Annotated in this window: 14 protein-coding genes; 11 read left to right on the plus strand and 3 right to left on the minus strand. The window is 40.3% G+C overall.

Annotated elements, in window-relative coordinates; translation table 11 throughout:
* Positions 1-170 precede the first annotated feature (170 nt).
* The 7 genes from PGP85_RS16545 to PGP85_RS16575 all read left to right on the plus strand — a co-directional run bounded on the left by PGP85_RS16545 (position 171) and on the right by PGP85_RS16575 (position 9,863).
* Entirely contained in the window at positions 171-3,560 is a 3,390-nt protein-coding gene (locus tag PGP85_RS16545; RefSeq protein WP_270328492.1) for a SpaA isopeptide-forming pilin-related protein, read from the plus strand.
* Complete coding sequence (locus PGP85_RS16550; RefSeq protein ID WP_270328493.1) at positions 3,557-5,110, plus strand: SpaA isopeptide-forming pilin-related protein; 1,554 nt, start codon at positions 3,557-3,559, stop codon at positions 5,108-5,110. The genes PGP85_RS16545 and PGP85_RS16550 overlap by 4 nt, the downstream gene beginning before the upstream one ends.
* Positions 5,111-5,290: 180 nt before the next feature.
* Entirely contained in the window at positions 5,291-7,000 is a 1,710-nt protein-coding gene (locus tag PGP85_RS16555) for a SpaH/EbpB family LPXTG-anchored major pilin (RefSeq protein WP_270328494.1), read from the plus strand.
* Between the two features lie 88 nt (positions 7,001-7,088).
* Positions 7,089-8,180 carry a class C sortase gene (locus tag PGP85_RS16560; RefSeq protein WP_270328495.1) on the plus strand — a complete coding sequence of 364 codons (1,092 nt, stop codon included), beginning with the start codon at positions 7,089-7,091 and terminating at the stop codon, positions 8,178-8,180.
* Positions 8,181-8,300: 120 nt separating this feature from the next.
* Positions 8,301-8,654 (plus strand): LytTR family DNA-binding domain-containing protein, encoded by a 354-nt coding sequence (locus PGP85_RS16565; RefSeq protein ID WP_270328496.1) that lies wholly within the window; start codon positions 8,301-8,303, stop codon positions 8,652-8,654.
* Positions 8,655-8,689: 35 nt separating this feature from the next.
* Positions 8,690-9,109, plus strand: coding sequence for a hypothetical protein (locus tag PGP85_RS16570; RefSeq protein ID WP_010742989.1), 420 nt, complete (start codon positions 8,690-8,692; stop codon positions 9,107-9,109).
* Positions 9,110-9,152: 43 nt separating this feature from the next.
* Complete coding sequence (locus tag PGP85_RS16575) at positions 9,153-9,863, plus strand: winged helix-turn-helix domain-containing protein (RefSeq protein WP_010742990.1); 711 nt, start codon at positions 9,153-9,155, stop codon at positions 9,861-9,863.
* Between the two features lie 54 nt (positions 9,864-9,917).
* Here the strand turns inward: PGP85_RS16575 and PGP85_RS16580 are convergent, their stop codons facing one another.
* Complete coding sequence (locus tag PGP85_RS16580; RefSeq protein ID WP_270328498.1) at positions 9,918-10,466, minus strand: chromate transporter; 549 nt, start codon at positions 10,464-10,466, stop codon at positions 9,918-9,920.
* Positions 10,467-10,468: 2 nt separating this feature from the next.
* The gene (locus tag PGP85_RS16585) at positions 10,469-11,029 is read right to left on the minus strand and encodes a chromate transporter (protein ID WP_270328499.1); all 561 of its coding nucleotides are present in this window, start codon (positions 11,027-11,029) and stop codon (positions 10,469-10,471) included.
* Positions 11,030-11,140: 111 nt separating this feature from the next.
* Between PGP85_RS16585 and PGP85_RS16590 the strand changes: the two genes are divergently transcribed.
* Positions 11,141-12,007: a LysR family transcriptional regulator gene (locus PGP85_RS16590; RefSeq protein ID WP_010742993.1), complete on the plus strand. Its 867-nt coding sequence runs from the start codon at positions 11,141-11,143 to the stop codon at positions 12,005-12,007.
* A gap of 82 nt (positions 12,008-12,089) precedes the next feature.
* Entirely contained in the window at positions 12,090-12,791 is a 702-nt protein-coding gene (locus tag PGP85_RS16595) for a DUF975 family protein (RefSeq protein WP_010742994.1), read from the plus strand.
* Between the two features lie 39 nt (positions 12,792-12,830).
* On the opposite strand, the gene PGP85_RS16600 is transcribed toward PGP85_RS16595, so the two are convergent.
* Positions 12,831-14,297, minus strand: coding sequence for a helix-turn-helix domain-containing protein (locus tag PGP85_RS16600; protein WP_010742995.1), 1,467 nt, complete (start codon positions 14,295-14,297; stop codon positions 12,831-12,833).
* Positions 14,298-14,911: 614 nt separating this feature from the next.
* Between PGP85_RS16600 and PGP85_RS16605 the strand changes: the two genes are divergently transcribed.
* Both PGP85_RS16605 and PGP85_RS16610 read left to right on the plus strand, forming a co-directional pair.
* On the plus strand, positions 14,912-15,268 hold the full coding sequence (locus tag PGP85_RS16605; protein ID WP_010742996.1) for a VOC family protein: 357 nt from the start codon (positions 14,912-14,914) through the stop codon (positions 15,266-15,268).
* 69 nt (positions 15,269-15,337) lie between these two features.
* Entirely contained in the window at positions 15,338-15,850 is a 513-nt protein-coding gene (locus tag PGP85_RS16610) for a DNA-3-methyladenine glycosylase I (RefSeq protein ID WP_010742997.1), read from the plus strand.
* The last annotated feature ends 253 nt before the right edge of the window (positions 15,851-16,103 follow it).

A 16,103-nucleotide genomic window follows, 5' to 3' on the forward strand; every position in this document is an offset into this window, starting at 1 on the left:
AAAATGATTTTCTGTATTTATTTTCGTAAGCCGTAAAATTGAATATTCCTATTAATGAATAATCAAAATCATTTTATTGTTAATGGCTTTGAAATGGATGCATTAGGAGATGGGGTGGGGGGGAGTGCTGATCGAAGGATTTAAAAAGCTATAAATGAAAGGAGGGTAATATGAATAAGTTCAAAAAACATTGGTGGTCGCTTCTTTCAGTCTTGCTGATTGTGTTATCCAGTTTTCCGCTTCAAACAATTGCTGAAAATTTATCAAGTTCAGAGGAATGCCGCGTCAATAATATGCAGCTAACGACGCTTGAGGGAAAAGCACTTCCGCAAGAAAATGATCCAAAGGCTTCAATTGTGGCACAGTTTGATTTAGTAGTTCCTGAAAATGAGAAGACGACATTCGGACTTCCTGCAGAAATTACAGCGAATAATCAAGAACTGTATCACCAAAACGAGACCATCGTTTCGATTGAAGAAAATCAGTTAAAGATTGTGAATGACAGCGACCAGCCAGTTTCACTTGAAGGAGTGAATTTTGAGTTTAAATTGGCTGAGCCGGCACGTTCGCTAGCTGAGGTAACGTTGAACTTTTTCGATGAGTTTGAGTTCAAGCTGAACAATAAACAGACAACTGCAGCAAAAGACGCAGTAAGTAAAAAAAATTCAACTGAGAGCGGAAAACAGTCGAAGGGGTCAAATGGTGAGATCACACCTTTTGCGGCCACTGATAAAACTAGTGCAATCGATGATATGAAGTTGAATGATATTTATATCAAGAACGGAAGTAATCCGCCAGCCTACATTGTGCAGAATGGCGTAAAACAAAATCCGCAACCGACCGTAAAAGTTGGAGACGGTGTGTACTTTGATTACACCTTTTCCGTTCCGTCGGCCGCAAACTTAAAAGAAGGCGACTATATTTATATTGCTTTGCCGGAAGAATATTTCACTTTTTCTAGTGTGAGTAATTCGGTCCCATTCTATGAGAATTCTGGCGAAAAGATTGGGGATATGACGTTAGAAACGATTTCAGGAAAGAAATTTTTGAAAATCACTTTTAACAACGCGGTCGAAAAAAATTGGAACGGTCTGCAAGATTGTTTTGCTACTGCTTATGGAACGGCGAATTTAGAAAGCAGCGGCGGATCTACGGGAAATACCGAAACAGGGCGTTTTCCAATCGAGATCGAACCTAAACCATCGGAATCGGTTTCCGATACACCGATCGGTGATCAAAAAACGTTCACAAAAAACGGCTCTGCTACGAATAATAGTAATGAAGTCTATTGGAATATGCCGCTGATGATGGACAACTACAAAAAGGCTCTTGAAGGCGACACACCTGCGTTGTACAAAAAAGTCGTCCTAAAAGACCAGCTTGATCCATCGCTGACATTATCCAATTATGGTATTTACATGAATATCTATGCGGTGAATGACGATGGGAAAATGACAAAAGATCCCATCGGACAAATGCAGATGATGGGCCAAGACAATGCGCCAAGCACGATGCCTTTAAAATTGCTGGAACAAGGTGATTCTGAATCTGATAATGATTTTGAAGCACGAATTGAAAGTCATAATTATCCTTGCTATGGGGTAACATCAGGTAATAAATTAATTATGAACTTTAGAGATCTGCCAAATTTAACCAATGATAAAAGCAACGGCCTGCTTTTATTCGGTAATGGGACGAAAGATGCGAAAGAGCGGATTTGGGATATTATCCAAGCGGCGGTTGATCAAGGGAAAATGACTGCTTCGCGTGGGGATAAGACCAAAGAAGCTTACGAGAAATATTTTAGTCACGATAGTGGACAGACCTATGATAATTATCCATTTAACTTGGTTACGCGAATTTATGCGCGAACCACTTTAGGAGAGGGCTCGATCATCGAAAACAAAGCGACACTATACTGGGAGACCAATACGGCCGGTGAAGATAGTGAAATCAGTAAAGTCACTGTCAGCAACTGGGGCGGCGGTGCAACCCGCGTACCGCCAACCACGTTCCGTTTGAAAAAGATGGATAAGGATACCCAAGTAGCGCTAAAAGATGTTGAGTTTGAGCTAAAGAAAGAAACACCCGCTGGTTCAAATACGTATGTCACAATTTCAGGCGGAAAAAAGAAAACGGATAGTAACGGAGTCTTGCTCTATGAGAACTTGACCGATGGAAAATATTGTTTGGTCGAGTTGAATAATCCTGATCCACGCTACACAGACAAGCTGGAGATCATTCCACCAGATGGGATTAATGAAGCAGGGAAATATTACTTCACGATCAACAAGAATGCGGAAGAAGGCGTTGCAGTCAGTGCCTACAATCATTTGGCCAAAGGGAAAATTACTTTGATCAAAGAAGATGAAGATACCGGTGAGAAATTGAACGGTGCCAAGTTCACCTTGCGTAAGAAAAACGGGGACGAGCTGGTAACGCCGCGAGTCGTATTGGAAACAGGCAAAAATTATCTTTATCAATACAATACAACAGACAAGAAATACGAGTTGGTAGAAGACACCGGATCAACGGGGCAAAAAGGAAAAATCACCGTATCAGGTCTGCCGATCGCAGAGTATTATTTCCAAGAAGAAGCAGCGCCAGATGGCTATTTGTACGACGACAATGGAAAATCTGATCCTGCAGAAATTACCGCAGACGGGGACACGGTCAGTGTAACAAGAGAAAACCGGCAAAAAGTCGGAAAACTAAAATTGACCAAGAAAAATCCGAATGGTGAAAAATTAGATGGTGCGGAATTTGAGCTCTATTTAGTTAATCCAGATAGTTCAGAAAGCAAATTAGGCACGAAATTTATTACTGGTAAGGATTATGAGTATAAGTACAATACCACCAATAAGAAATATGAGTTTATCGAAAGCTCAGGGACTAAAGGAGAAATCAATATTACCGGATTGCCTTTAGGAAAGTACTACATGCTAGAAACGAAAGCACCAGATGGTCACAAAATTGTCGGTGACGGCAAAACGACAGTCGGTGAAATTGCTGATGAGGGCTTAACGATTACTTATGAAGCTGTCAATGAGCGAGCTGAAGGCGGCGTGACACTGGAGAAAAAGGATGCCACGAATGATAAGAATTTGAAAGGCGCGAAGTTTAAAGTAGCCACGGACAACGCGGGAATTACTTGGTTTGCTCCCGAAGAATTGGAAGTTGGCGATGGAACAGCTGCCAAAGGAACCTATAAAGCAGTCAAAACGGGTGCCAATTGGAGTTTCCAACTTGAAAACGTCGTGACACCTGCCGGAAAATTAGTGATTACTGGTATGCCGGAAGGGGATTACTATTTCGTAGAGACCCAAGCGCCAACGGGTTATGTAAAACCTTCAACAACAGTCAAATTCACGATCACTGGCGGACAATTGGCAGCTGTCAATGTAGTAACAGTCAAAAATGATCCCAAAGGAACCTTGCCAGAAACAGGCGGCAATGGTCATTCGTTGATTTTCGCTTCAGCCGTCGCTTCTTTCTTAATTATTATCATCTATTTTGCGCTCGAACAATTTAAGCAAAAAAAGGTGGGTGATGGACGATGAAAATGAAGCATCTTCTTTCCTTGCTGCTGGTGTGTGTGGTCGGCATTTTCTGGACACAGACAGCTGACGCCGCAGGAGCGGAAACACAAGTCCATCTCCATAAACGTTTGTTTGTGAATCAAGAAGCGCCGAGTCAGATCAATCAAGGTGGAGAAGTAGGAAGTGCCGCTTTGTTGAAAGATTCTTATGGAGTTAATGATTCAACCTTTGCGATCTTTGAGGTTGGCGAGTATCTTCGGAGTTTGAACCCCAATTTGGATCAAGCGAAGGAAATGCTTGCTGATGAGGCAACCGTTTTACGCAGTGAGCTGGAGGTTTTGGCAACACCTGGACATGCGGAACTTGCAGCCATGCAAGCACGTTATCAAGGCATCAATTTTGTTCAAACGAAAAAGACAGCCACTGGCAGTTTTAATGATAGTACTGGCAATATGGTGACTGAAGACGGTTTGCTGACGGTTTCTTTAAAAACGGATAAGCAGCAAATCTATCTCATTGTTGAGTTAGACAGCGGTGACAGCTTACCAGTTGATCAAGCTGGGTTGTCCAATTACCTGGTTTTGGATAGTGGACTGTTCACAGCAGGAACAACGCACGTCTATACCAAAAATAAAGGTTATGTTCGTGAGCCTTACTTCGTCAAAATGGCAAAAGAAAGTGACGGGTCCACGAGACCATTAGCTGGTGCCAGCTTTGTTTTATCGAAGAATGAGAATGGTGAAAAATTCTATTTGAGAACTACGGCAGGTTCAGTCAGCGATTGGCTTTCCGAAAAAGAGATCAGCGATTCACCCTTAAAAGATTCACGTGTGAAAAAAATGGTTTCTGATCAGGAAGGTATCGTTAGAACCAATCTAGGACTAAAAAGCGGCAGCTATCTCTTTGAAGAGGTCGCCACTGCAGAGGGGTATGAAATTTCTGAGCAGGCGCGTCAAATAACGGTCGAGATTCCTAAAGATCAGCGGCAACTGATTTTGATCAATGGGACCGAAGTAGGGGCACTGACGCAAAAAGACAAATTACCAGTCGTATATAACCAACGCGCAGCAGGAAAGAAAAACTTCCAAAAAGTCGATGAAAAATCCGGCGAGGCGTTAAAAGATGCGAACTTTGTCGTCTCAAATAAAGACACGCATTATCTAACGAAACAAAAACAATGGGTCACGGCCGAGTATGGCAATGCGCATCCAGATGAGTTGTTAGTTTTGACTTCCAATGACCTAGGAATTTTTGAATTAGCCGACATGGAATACGGCAGTTATTCCTTATTAGAAGTTAAGGCACCAGAAGACTACTTTTTACCAGAAAATCATTTTATTGATTTTGAGATTAATGAGGCCAGCGGCGGAACCAAAGAACCACTGAAAATCGTTAATAAAAAAGGTGAAAATAGAGAATTGCCGACTACTCGTACAAGTGAACAGATTGCTTATCATCTGCCTAGTCGACGGTTGCCGCAAACTGGGATGAAACATTCGATGTATCTGCTAGTTATCGGTTTCATCTGTGTGCTCGCAGTAATGGTTATAAGAAAAAGAATAAGAATCTAACTTATGAATGAAAAAGGATGCCAGTCCAACTTTTCCCAGTTCATATTATACAGAAGCAACAAAAGAGACAATGAGTATAAAAAGCTAGGAAACCTAGTTGGATGGTATACGGCTTGAAAATCGGACTTATTTTTCTGAAAGGAAAAATAAATACATTAAAATGAAAAAGGAGTATGAGGCATGAATTTTAAGAGAAAAGTTTTGGGGTTATTGGGTGTTCTTATCTTCATGGCAAGCAGTTTTGCTGGATTATTAGGCAATGGGCTTGTTGCAGAAGCGGCACCAACAAATGTCGATGTAAATATCTATAAAGGGGCTTATGATACAAAACCTACGGATATTCAGAATACCGGGGAAAAGAATGAAGCTTGGCATACTAGTCAAGGTGGTCGTCCGTTGAAAGACGTTGGCTTTACGGTTTATGATGCGACTGAATCTTTCTATACATTAGCTGCGGCAAATCCATCTTGGACAGTCAATCAATTGCGCGATGCAATTGCAACAGCTGGTTCTGCTGGGCTAACTGAAGCGAAGGCGGAACAAACAACAGATGCGAGCGGTCACACGAAATTTACATTACCAGATAAAGTGACTGTCGGAGCAGTAGAAAAAGATGCGGTTTATCTATTTGTGGAAACATCCGCACCAAACAATGTCACTACAAAAGCGGATAATATGGTAGTGATTTTCCCAGTCTACAAGATGAATGCAGATGGAACGCCTACGAATGATAAACTTTCTGAACTTTTCTTGTATCCAAAGAACGTTCAAACAGATGATATCGATGTAGAGAAAGAAAAAGAAATTAAAGATGATTTCACTGTCGGCGAACCAATCGAATACAAAATCACGTTTGATGTACCAGTAGGAATCGATGGTTTGGCAAATAATGATCCTTTGAATCCTGTATATCGCTATACGCAATTCTTCTTACGCGATGAATCACAGCCGAACTTGCACTATTTAGATAATCAAGGGTTGTATGTTGTTGAAACAAACGGATCGTTGACAGCAATCAGCGATGTTGATTTCTCGGTAGTAGCTGATCCAAGCGGCACACCAATCAAAACAGGTTATGACAATATTTTCCATGTATTCTTCAATGATAAAGATAGTTTGGCAAACCAAACACCAGATGTAGCAAAACTTGGTAAATACGCTGGGAAAAAATTAGTATTCAAATACCGTATGTATTTAGATGAAAATACAACTCCGGATGAATGGATCGATAACCAAGCAACATTGCAATATGAAAACAATCCAACCAATGGTTTAGAAACTTTGCCTTGGACTGGTGACGACGTGATCACTTATGGTCGTCGTTTTGAAAAGGTTGATCAAGATAATGGCTCTTCACTGGATGGCGCAGAATTTATCGTAAAACGTAAAAACAATGGCGTGACTGAATACATGATCGCTAAAGCGACAACTACAAGCCCATCTCGCTGGTCTACGACGAAAACAGATGCTTTAGTATTAACTTCTGCAGGTGGCGGTCTATTCACAGTTGAAGGTCTTGAAGGAACAGTTAGTCATGACTCAGCAGGGACAGCATTACCATTAGAAACAGTACCAGGCAGCTCTTCTGTTGGTGATCCATCACATCCAGCAACTGTAGGAAAACCATTGGTTCAATACTGGTTAGAAGAAACAAAAGCACCGAATAACAACTATGTAAAAATTACCGGAGATATTCCTTTCACTGTTGACTATGGAACATACACCGCAACAATCAAAGTTGGCGATGAAACTGAAGTAGAAAATAAACGTAAAGGGACTTTACCAGGTACAGGGGGCAATGGCATTTACGCGATTATCGCAGTCGGCGCTGTAGCCGTGCTTGCAGTTGGTGCATACTTCTTGCGCAACAAAGAAACAGTTGAAGATTAAAACGAACAACTGATTAGTCATAGGCCGGGATATCAATCACTTGTGATTTGAATCTCGGTCTTTGTATTAAAAGAGGTGGAATGGCTCAATGAAAAAATGGCAGAGAAAAATCATCATCGACGTCATTATGATGTTGATTCTAATTTTTGGGATTGGAGCCATTGCGTATCCTTTTGTCGGAAATACCGTCATGTCTTATCTTGATCAGCGAATCATTGAAGAGGCACAGGATAAGGCAAACCGGGAAGATCAAATAAACTTGGCGTCGGCTCAAAAGAAGATGCAGGAGAAAAATGCGAAGCTGGCCTTAGAGGGAATCAATGCGGGCGGCGACCCATTTTCCGGAAAAGAGGAAGAAAAGGATTTTTCCAAAAATCCTGATTATTTAACGGATCATACGATTGGTACGATCTCGATTCCTAAGATTGATGTCAGCCTGCCGATTTTTGATCGAACCAGCGATTTTTTCCTTGAGCGGGGGTCCTCCTTGTTGGAAGGAACCTCATATCCGATCGGCGGGAAAAATACCCATTCGGTGATTTCAGCACATCGAGGCCTGTCAAAGGCTAAGTTTTTTACGGATTTGCCCGAACTTAAAAAGAAGGATCTTTTTTATATTGAGATTGGCGGGAATACCTTCGCGTACAAGGTCATGAATGTTCAAGTGGTCAAACCGGAAGAAACCGAACAGCTGCGGATCGAAGAGGGAAAAGATTTAGTGACGCTGCTTACCTGCACGCCATATATGGTCAACTCACATCGTTTATTGGTGACCGGTGAGCGAACGAAATTGCCAAATCAGGCGAAACAAGAGCTTGCTGGCTTGAAGCAAAAGCAGAAGTGGCTGTTACTTGTGGTTGTGATTGCAGGGATTATTGTTCTTTTAGCCATCTTGTATCTTTTTTGGCGGCGTATCAAAAGACGCATTATTGCACATCATTACTACGATGTTTCAATTGATAATGCCAAAAATGATAATTATAAGTTGTATTATAAAAAAAGAAATAAATTAGTTCTTGAAAATAAGGAACCAGTTATATTACAATCAAACTCTGAATCAATGTTGATTAAGCCCGGTTTAAGGGGCGGGAAGTACGTATTAAAAGGCGAAAATCAACAGTATCTGCTCTGGATAGACAAAATCAATCAAGCGGATTTTTCATATAAAATAAATAACTAAAATAATTAAAAGAATAATATTTATTTTTTATGTATAATATTCTGGTAAGGTTGGGAGGTTTTTTCTATCAAAATTAAAGTAGATATCATTGATCAAGGAGAGGAAGAACTTATCCTAAAAGTGAAATCACTAGATGATGATTTGCTGCGCTTAATCAATTCTCTGCAGGTGAAAAATGCTTTTTTATGGGTAAATAAGGATGAACAGCTGCATAAGATCACATTGAAGGATGTGTATTACTTTGAGGCTGTAGAGAAAAAGGTTTTTTTATACACGAAAGATGAAGTCTTCGAAATCAAAGAAAAACTCTATCAACTAGAAGAAAAATATAAAGATACGCAGTATATCCGAGTCTCTAAGTCTGTTATTCTTAATATTGAAAAAATTGAGCTGATCAGTCCGACATTTAATGGCCGACTGATTGTAAAGTTGAAGAACAATGAAAAAATTTCTATTTCAAGAAACTATGTTTGAAACTTAAAAAGTCAATTAGGGATGGAGGAGTGAGTATGAATAAATGGGTAATTATTCGGGAAATAACGATCATTTTCTCCTTCATATTTAGCTTGAGTATCATATTTGCGCTCTTTACCGGTGCGAATCTAACAAGCGAAAGTGTTTTTTCCATCCTGGTTTTCTCAATAGTATTAGGTATCGGCTGCACGATCTTTTATATTGATCCTTTAGTGGATTTCTTAGGGATTTTTTGGGTGCAAGTAGTCTATCTCTCTTTGATCTTCACGGCATTCATCGTTTGCAGTCAGGTTTTTGTTTGGAATGTTCCGCCGATGATCATAGGATTGGCTTTTGTCGTAATGGTAGTTGGCTTTTTTATCGGAAAAACAATTTTGTTCAGCGTCAGTGTGAAAATGACCGAGCAAATGAATAGACAACTAAAAAAGAAATTTCAAAAACGGGATAATGAGTAAATCAATGGGAACTCAAGGTATACACCAAAGAAGAGGTGAAAGAATGATATCTGTACTACTTTTAACGAAGAATATTTTAGTGGAACAGAAACTCCAAGAAAAATTACAACGATTAAACTATGAAGTTTTTTGTTGTTCAAACATGTTTTATTTAATGACTCAGCAAACAAGAAAGCTGCCGATGATCAATTATTTTGATTACATCATTCTTAGTGAGACGATCACTGAAAATGAGATGCGGCAAATCTTAGCCGTTCTGCCGGAGTCAAAAATTGTTTTGCGTAAACTGGAGAAAGATCCAGAAAGGCAATTAGAGGGAATTCATGGCTGGATCAGTGAAGAGTCCACGGTTGAAGAGCTGCGAGAAGGACTTTGTCAATGGGAAAGACGTCCTATATCTCAAGAAGTTATTCTCTCTCTTGTAGGAAACAGAATTGGTAGTGAAGGGGAAGGCACTCCAACTGGATCGCTGACCTTGTCAAAACTAGAGCGTCGAGCGCTAGAAAAACTGTATCAAGCTGAAGGAAAAGTGATTTCCCGCGAGGATTTATGTGAATATTTGTGGAAGGATGGGGCAACAAAATCTCGTCTGGCACAGCTGTCGATCTTGATCAAGAAGCTGCGGATCGCCTTTAAAAAAGATGGTGTAGCCGGCGAGACCGTCCAGACCTCTTGGGGAGAAGGATATCTACTAACCACGACGGCACTGGATTATTACGCACAGGAGAAAGAGCAGGAAAGACTTCTTTCGTAAGCTAGATTTCCTGAATTAGTTAAAAGGTCATTCTCAGTTGAGAGTGACCTTTTATTAGTATAAAAAGAAGCCGATGAAACCGGTTATGACCATTAATAAGATTGGATTGGGCTTGAATTTTCGTAAGAGTATTAAGGATATCGCGAATAAGATAGCGGCCTGCCAATCGAAGGCTGCAAGTCCGATGGTTGATAAATCGGATGATTCAAAAAAGGTCAGCAGCAGGATCGTGAAGCCGGCTGACATGATTAAACCGACGGATGAAGCTTTTAAACTTTTTAAAGCGCTTGAGACATAAAGCGATTCGTGATGTTTTTGGAAGAATTGATACAGACTGATTGAAATAACACAGCCACCTAGAATACAACCGATTGTGGCAACGATAGCACCGGGTACCCCATTTATCTGCATACCAACAAAGGTCGAGGTATTAACTGCCAGTGGTCCGGGAGTCATTTGTGAGATGGTGATAATATCTGTAAAGGTCTTTTCAGTCAGCCAGCCTTGCTGATAGACGACTTGTTCTTGGATCAAAGGAATGATGGCATAGCCTCCGCCAATACTAAATAGTCCGATTTTTAGGAATGTCCAAAATAGCTGCATCCTTAAACCTCCCTTGTGTGTCGAAAGTAGGTCTGAATAAGACAGACACCAACGCTAAAAAATAAAATGTAGATCACATTTAGATTAAAAAATGCATTAGCGATAAATGCGATTGGAACGAGGATGCTTAATAATTTCGAGTTTTCCTGCCGAATCAGCTGATACATGTCGATGACAAGATCAATGATCAAGGCAGTTACACAGGCCTGCATGCCTTTCAGAACGGCCATCACTGTTTGGTTTGCGGCAAAAGCTTCGTACCAGTTAGAGATTAGTCCTAAGATTATTAGAGGTGGAAGGATCGAACAAACGACACTGATCAGTATGCCCAGTATTCCTGCGACTCTTTTTCCCGCTAGGACGCTCAAATTGATCGCGATAGCACCGGGTGAAGATTGAGCAACTGCGGACATTTCCATCAACTCGTCATTGGAGAACAAGGATCTTCCTTCTACATAGTATTTACGAATCATCGGGACGACGACATAACCACCGCCAAAGGTAAATGTGCTGATGAATAAATTAATCATGGCCAACCATAAATAAAACCTGATTTTCGTCATAAAAACAACCTTTCTTTCCATTCTATCTATAGTATAAAGTTTGGTTTGGCATGTGTGAAATGATAATATTAAACCATAGACATGAATACAATTCATAGGAAAGGAGCCATTATGAACTTTAAACAATGTATGATCTTTCGTGAAATCACGAAAACGAAAAATTTTACGAAGGCAGCCAATAATTTGTATTTAACTCAATCGGCCGTTTCTCATGCGGTTAAGGATTTGGAAGTTGAAGCAGGTACTCAGCTTTTTGAGCGGCTACATCGCAGTGTAAGGCTGACTCCTGCCGGCGAATTATTTTTACGAGAGATCCAGCCAGTGTTGGAGGAGTTTGAGTCTGTCGAGGCTCGTTTGACGAATTTAGAAAAGCGCCCGCCATTAAAAATTGCGTCGTGTATTACTTATGCGCAAACGGAATTGCCCCAGCTTTTGCAAAAATTTAACGATCACTATCCAGAGGCCCATTTCAATGTTCAGGTTTTTCCAGCAGCAGAATCTATTGCGCGGTTGGAAACGGGGGAAGTCGATTTAGCATTTATTGAAGGTCATATTCTGCAGCCTTCCTTCAACGCGAAAAAAATCACTGATTATCGATTGTGTGTTGTAGCGGCTCCAAGTGTTGTTGAATCAGAATTGAGCTTTCCAGAACTATTGAAACGCCCGCTCCTGTTGCGAGAGCATGGCAGCGCGGTGCGAGAAACTTTTGAATCAGCCGCCGTTTTACAAGGATTCAAACTTTTTCCAGTTTGGGAAAGTGTCGATTCACAGGCGCTGATTTCAGCAGTCAAGGCCGGGTTCGGCTTTTCCGTGCAGCCCTATCGCTTAGTAAAGGAAGAAATTGTGCAGGGAAAGTTAAAGGAAATCACCATCACGGATTTGCAGTTAACCAACGATATTACGGCTCTAGTTCGAAAAAGCCGCTACCAAGCCAGCTGGCTCAGAGAATTTTGGGAAATGTTGAATCAGTCGAAGTGACAATTTTGGAAGCCTCTTTTAAAAGACTTTCGAAAAAAGATACTATATAATAAAGTATTCAATAGAAAGGGGTTAATTAGTTATGAAAACAACTGCTGAATTAAAAGCAGAGGCGAAGGAAGCGCTGAGAGGAAAATGGGGACAAGCGGTCATCATGAATCTTATCCCGACGTTATTGACCATGGCTGTGCTATTTTTTGTCGTATTATCTGGAATTATTTGGTTCTTTATTAATGGGTCAGGCGATGGAATGATTGCTTCCGTTTCGGACTATCAGCAAAATCATGCCGGCGGCAGCGGATCAAGTCTCGTTTCTTCCATTATCAGTGCCTTATTTATGAGCGGGATCTCTTGGACTTATTTGGATTTAATTCGTGGAGAACGGACAGAAATTGATCCATTGAAGGATGCGTTTCGCGGGTTTCAAGGTGTATTTATCGGCGGAGTCATTCTGCTGTCGCTGCTTACCAATATCTTCACTTCTTTATGGATGATCCTATTTATCATTCCAGGGATCGTAAAGGCTTATGCCTATTCTCAAAGCTATTTCATCTATTATGATCAAATTCAAAAAACAGGTGAAAAGCCTAAAGTGTTAGATACGATCACAGCGAGCCGCCGTTTGATGGACGGTCATAAAGGACGTTTGTTCTGGCTTGACTTGACCTTTATCGGCTGGTATTTATTGACGGCGATCACCTTCGGAATTGCTTACTTATGGGTAGCACCATATACGTCTGCTACTAAAGCGGCATTCTATGAAGATCTGCAAAATAATATCTAAAAAAAGTCTGACTCATTCAATGTTGAGTCAGACTTTTTTTTAGGAGAATTTCTTTTTGTTTTGAAGAGACAGCAGTATCGGCAAGAGATCTGTTTCATAGTTAGTATTTAGAATGTTTAATAAATAATAGGAGGTATTTTGTGTCGGCAGCAGTTCTTTAAAAGTCGTGATGAATAAATCGATCTTATCGCTTGATTGAGGCTGAAAGACAATTTCAATAAATTTCAAACTTTGTAAAAATTTGACGATATGCTGCAAATAGAGGTAGTTGGGTATGGATAATAAGCCGACGCGAATCTTCTCATCGTTGACGACAAACAAAGGTAAGAGATTCAAACAGAGTGTTTTTGAGAGAGAATCACTGACAGGGGCCAACCACTCTAGCTGTTTTCGCCGGCTCAATTTTTTGACCGCCTTTTTAACTGCCGGATAGAGTTCACTATATAATTCCGATTGCAAAAATTTTTCTTTATTGCCTGTTTCAAAGAGCAGCGGGATTTTTTTCTTCTGAATCGAGTAACCTAAAAAGGTTCGGGCAATATTATTCAGTAATATTTTTTCCTCCTGCTCACCTAAAATATTCTGCAGCAGTTCCCTTGAACAATAACGATAGAAGCTGTCGATCGCTAAGCATAGGGGGTCGCGTTCTTCGACATTTTTGGAATAGTAAAGCATCAAAGGATTGATCATTTGCGGATTTTTCTTGATACAATATGGATAGTAATAAAACAGGTAATTGAAAAATTCGACATTCCTTTTAACCTGTACAGAGGACTCCAAGGTCTTGGATAGATAAACCTCAAGCAGCGGCGTTGTCTGCGAAAATAGCAGGTCATCAAAAGGTGCCTCATTGAGGTATCTTTTTTGATCATTACGCAATCTGCAGACACAAAGCATCAGGCGAATCAATTTTGTGTGGATTGGCAAAGGAAAAACCGACATCAAGTCTCTGAGCAGATTCTCTTCAGCTGTGAAATCCAACTCGCATTTTACCAGATCGTCACCTAAGGATGCTGACCAAAGTGCTTTGATATAGAATAAACGAATGACTGCTTCGTGACCGGTGAGTTCCATTTTTGACAGGTTGACTCGAATACTGCACTCTGCTAAATAATCGATTACTGGGCGCATTCTGCGTAGAACGGTGGATTCACTGACGAAGGTTTCTTTACAAAAGTCGGCTAATTCTTGCTCGGGCCGATATAGCGTAGTCAATAAGAAGCGATAAGGAAGGGAACGTTTCACTTGTGTGATCAAAAATTTATTGGACCGATTAGAATCACTTTCCCAATAAATGTCTGAGGTGGTGACGAACAGGGGTGTTTCGTTCAGTTTAATGAGCGTTTCATTGATCTCCTGTAGCATTTGCAAGAGAGACTGATAGCTGCAATCTAGTTTTTGACTGAGAGTACGGACTGAGTATTCGCCTGCGGGGTATCCTTCCATTAATTTAAAAAAATGGATTTTTTTCTGTTGCCGTTTAGTCAAGAAAAGTTCTCTAAACATACGAGCCACACCTTTCTATTTTGATGGTTTCCGATGAAAGCTGCTGAGAGATTCAGTGGCGTTGTTTTTACAAAGTGACTATTTCTTAATAAAGAAAGGTTATTTATAAGTTGATTTTAGCATAGCTTTAATGATTGAAATTTCATGGAAATGGTCATGCCAACAGTGATTATTCGGTAATTGGCTCGATAATCTATAAATATCGAAACTTGTTTGGGGCTAAATAGTCATTTTTCAATAAAAAAATCGTTTTAAATCATTAAATGTTCGGATTTGAAAAATGAACCCAAAAACATTACGTTCGGTTCGAAATATGGGATTTATTGGAAAAGTGATGATATCAGCCTTTATTACGGCTAACAGCGTGTTTGTCAGTCGATTTGTGCTTCTGGAAATGATAATAATTTGATAATTATGATAAGTATGGATGTTTCTTTTGTTATGTTTTTCAGGATAGGCTGTATTGTCTGCCAAGGGATTTTTCAAAGCATCCAGAAAGGACTGGGGGGTTCTTTTGAACAAGTAATATAAGAGAAATCGCTCCTAAATTTCCTTGGATGCAAACGTTTTTTCGGCTATACTAAAACTAATTAATTGAAGGGATGGTGCAGTGTGTGATTGATCATTTGAGTATTGGTGTCAGCGATTTAGCAAAGAGCAAAAAGTTTTATGAAGCAGCACTGAAACCGCTGGGGTATCAGGTGAAATTTGAAATGGATCATGGTGTTTGTTTTGGTTCTGACGATGGTGACCTTTGGATCATAAAAAGTGAACCAAGCAAGATCCATCTGGCTTTTCGCGCAGAGGAACGAGCGATTGTCGATCAATTTTATCAAGCAGCGATGGCGGCTGATGGTGTGGACAATGGAGCGCCGGGCTTACGACCCCAGTATCATGAAAATTATTATGGAGCTTTTGTCTTCGATCCTGATGGTTACAATGTTGAGGCGGTTTGCCGCAAAGAAAGTTAGAGTAAATGCTGGCTGAAAAGCCAGCTTTATTTGTATGATAGGAATGGAAAAAAGGAGGTGATATGGACAATGAGTAAATCTCAATGGTATAGCGATCAATGGGGGACAAAAACGCAGGATGATCAGATGCTGTTCCTATTACTGACGGTAGGAGTATTTCAAGCGGGGTTAAGCTGGCAAGCAGCAGCCAGTAAACGGGAAGCCTTTGAAAGAAATTTTTGCGGAATGGATTTTCGCAAAGTGGCGGCTTTGTTTCCGGAGGATATCGAACGGATCGCTAAAGATCCTGAGATGATTCGCAATCCGCGGAAAATCAAAGCGGTCGTTCAAAATGCCCGCGCAATCGTGACTCTCCTTGAGGATTATGATAGTTTTGCTGATTATCTCTGGGACTTTGTGGGCGGAGTGCCTATTGTTCGGGATTATGAGCTGGCGGAAGATGTGCCGAACACATTGCCGGAGGCCACTGTGATTGCTAAAGATATGAAAAAAAGAGGTTTTACTTTCGTTGGTCCTGTAGTCACCTGTATGTTTTTGAAAGCAGCCGGGATCATTCAAGACCAAGTATGGAGTAAAAATTAAAAAGGATTTACGAGTGTGGTTCTTTTTAGGGACTTTTTCGCAGTTTAATTCTATCTATAGAGATTAAAAATATAAGTAATAATAGCTATTAAAAAAAACGTTTATGATCCTGCGTAGGCAGAATGATAAACGTTTTATTTGTCATAAACCTCACCAAAAAAACTTTTTACTATATATTCTAATTATTTTCACTCGTAATAATATACATCCAGTAAAATATGCTTGCTATAATAATGAAATGTTATAGAAAGTT

The sequence above is a fragment of the Enterococcus malodoratus genome, assembly GCF_027659535.1.
GTDB classification, from domain to species: domain Bacteria; phylum Bacillota; class Bacilli; order Lactobacillales; family Enterococcaceae; genus Enterococcus_A; species Enterococcus_A malodoratus.

What these genes read in the sequence shown, in the direction of transcription:
- PGP85_RS16600 (WP_010742995.1), bottom strand. Translation starts at nt 14,297, where the DNA reads ATGTTTAGAGAACTTTTCTTGACTAAACGGCAACAGAAAAAAATCCAT.
- PGP85_RS16590 (WP_010742993.1), top strand. Translation starts at nt 11,141, where the DNA reads ATGAACTTTAAACAATGTATGATCTTTCGTGAAATCACGAAAACGAAA.
- PGP85_RS16545 (WP_270328492.1), top strand. Translation starts at nt 171, where the DNA reads ATGAATAAGTTCAAAAAACATTGGTGGTCGCTTCTTTCAGTCTTGCTG.
- PGP85_RS16570 (WP_010742989.1), top strand. Translation starts at nt 8,690, where the DNA reads ATGAATAAATGGGTAATTATTCGGGAAATAACGATCATTTTCTCCTTC.
- PGP85_RS16585 (WP_270328499.1), bottom strand. Translation starts at nt 11,029, where the DNA reads ATGACGAAAATCAGGTTTTATTTATGGTTGGCCATGATTAATTTATTC.
- PGP85_RS16595 (WP_010742994.1), top strand. Translation starts at nt 12,090, where the DNA reads ATGAAAACAACTGCTGAATTAAAAGCAGAGGCGAAGGAAGCGCTGAGA.
- PGP85_RS16610 (WP_010742997.1), top strand. Translation starts at nt 15,338, where the DNA reads ATGAGTAAATCTCAATGGTATAGCGATCAATGGGGGACAAAAACGCAG.
- PGP85_RS16560 (WP_270328495.1), top strand. Translation starts at nt 7,089, where the DNA reads ATGAAAAAATGGCAGAGAAAAATCATCATCGACGTCATTATGATGTTG.
- PGP85_RS16580 (WP_270328498.1), bottom strand. Translation starts at nt 10,466, where the DNA reads ATGCAGCTATTTTGGACATTCCTAAAAATCGGACTATTTAGTATTGGC.
- PGP85_RS16550 (WP_270328493.1), top strand. Translation starts at nt 3,557, where the DNA reads ATGAAAATGAAGCATCTTCTTTCCTTGCTGCTGGTGTGTGTGGTCGGC.
- PGP85_RS16575 (WP_010742990.1), top strand. Translation starts at nt 9,153, where the DNA reads ATGATATCTGTACTACTTTTAACGAAGAATATTTTAGTGGAACAGAAA.
- PGP85_RS16555 (WP_270328494.1), top strand. Translation starts at nt 5,291, where the DNA reads ATGAATTTTAAGAGAAAAGTTTTGGGGTTATTGGGTGTTCTTATCTTC.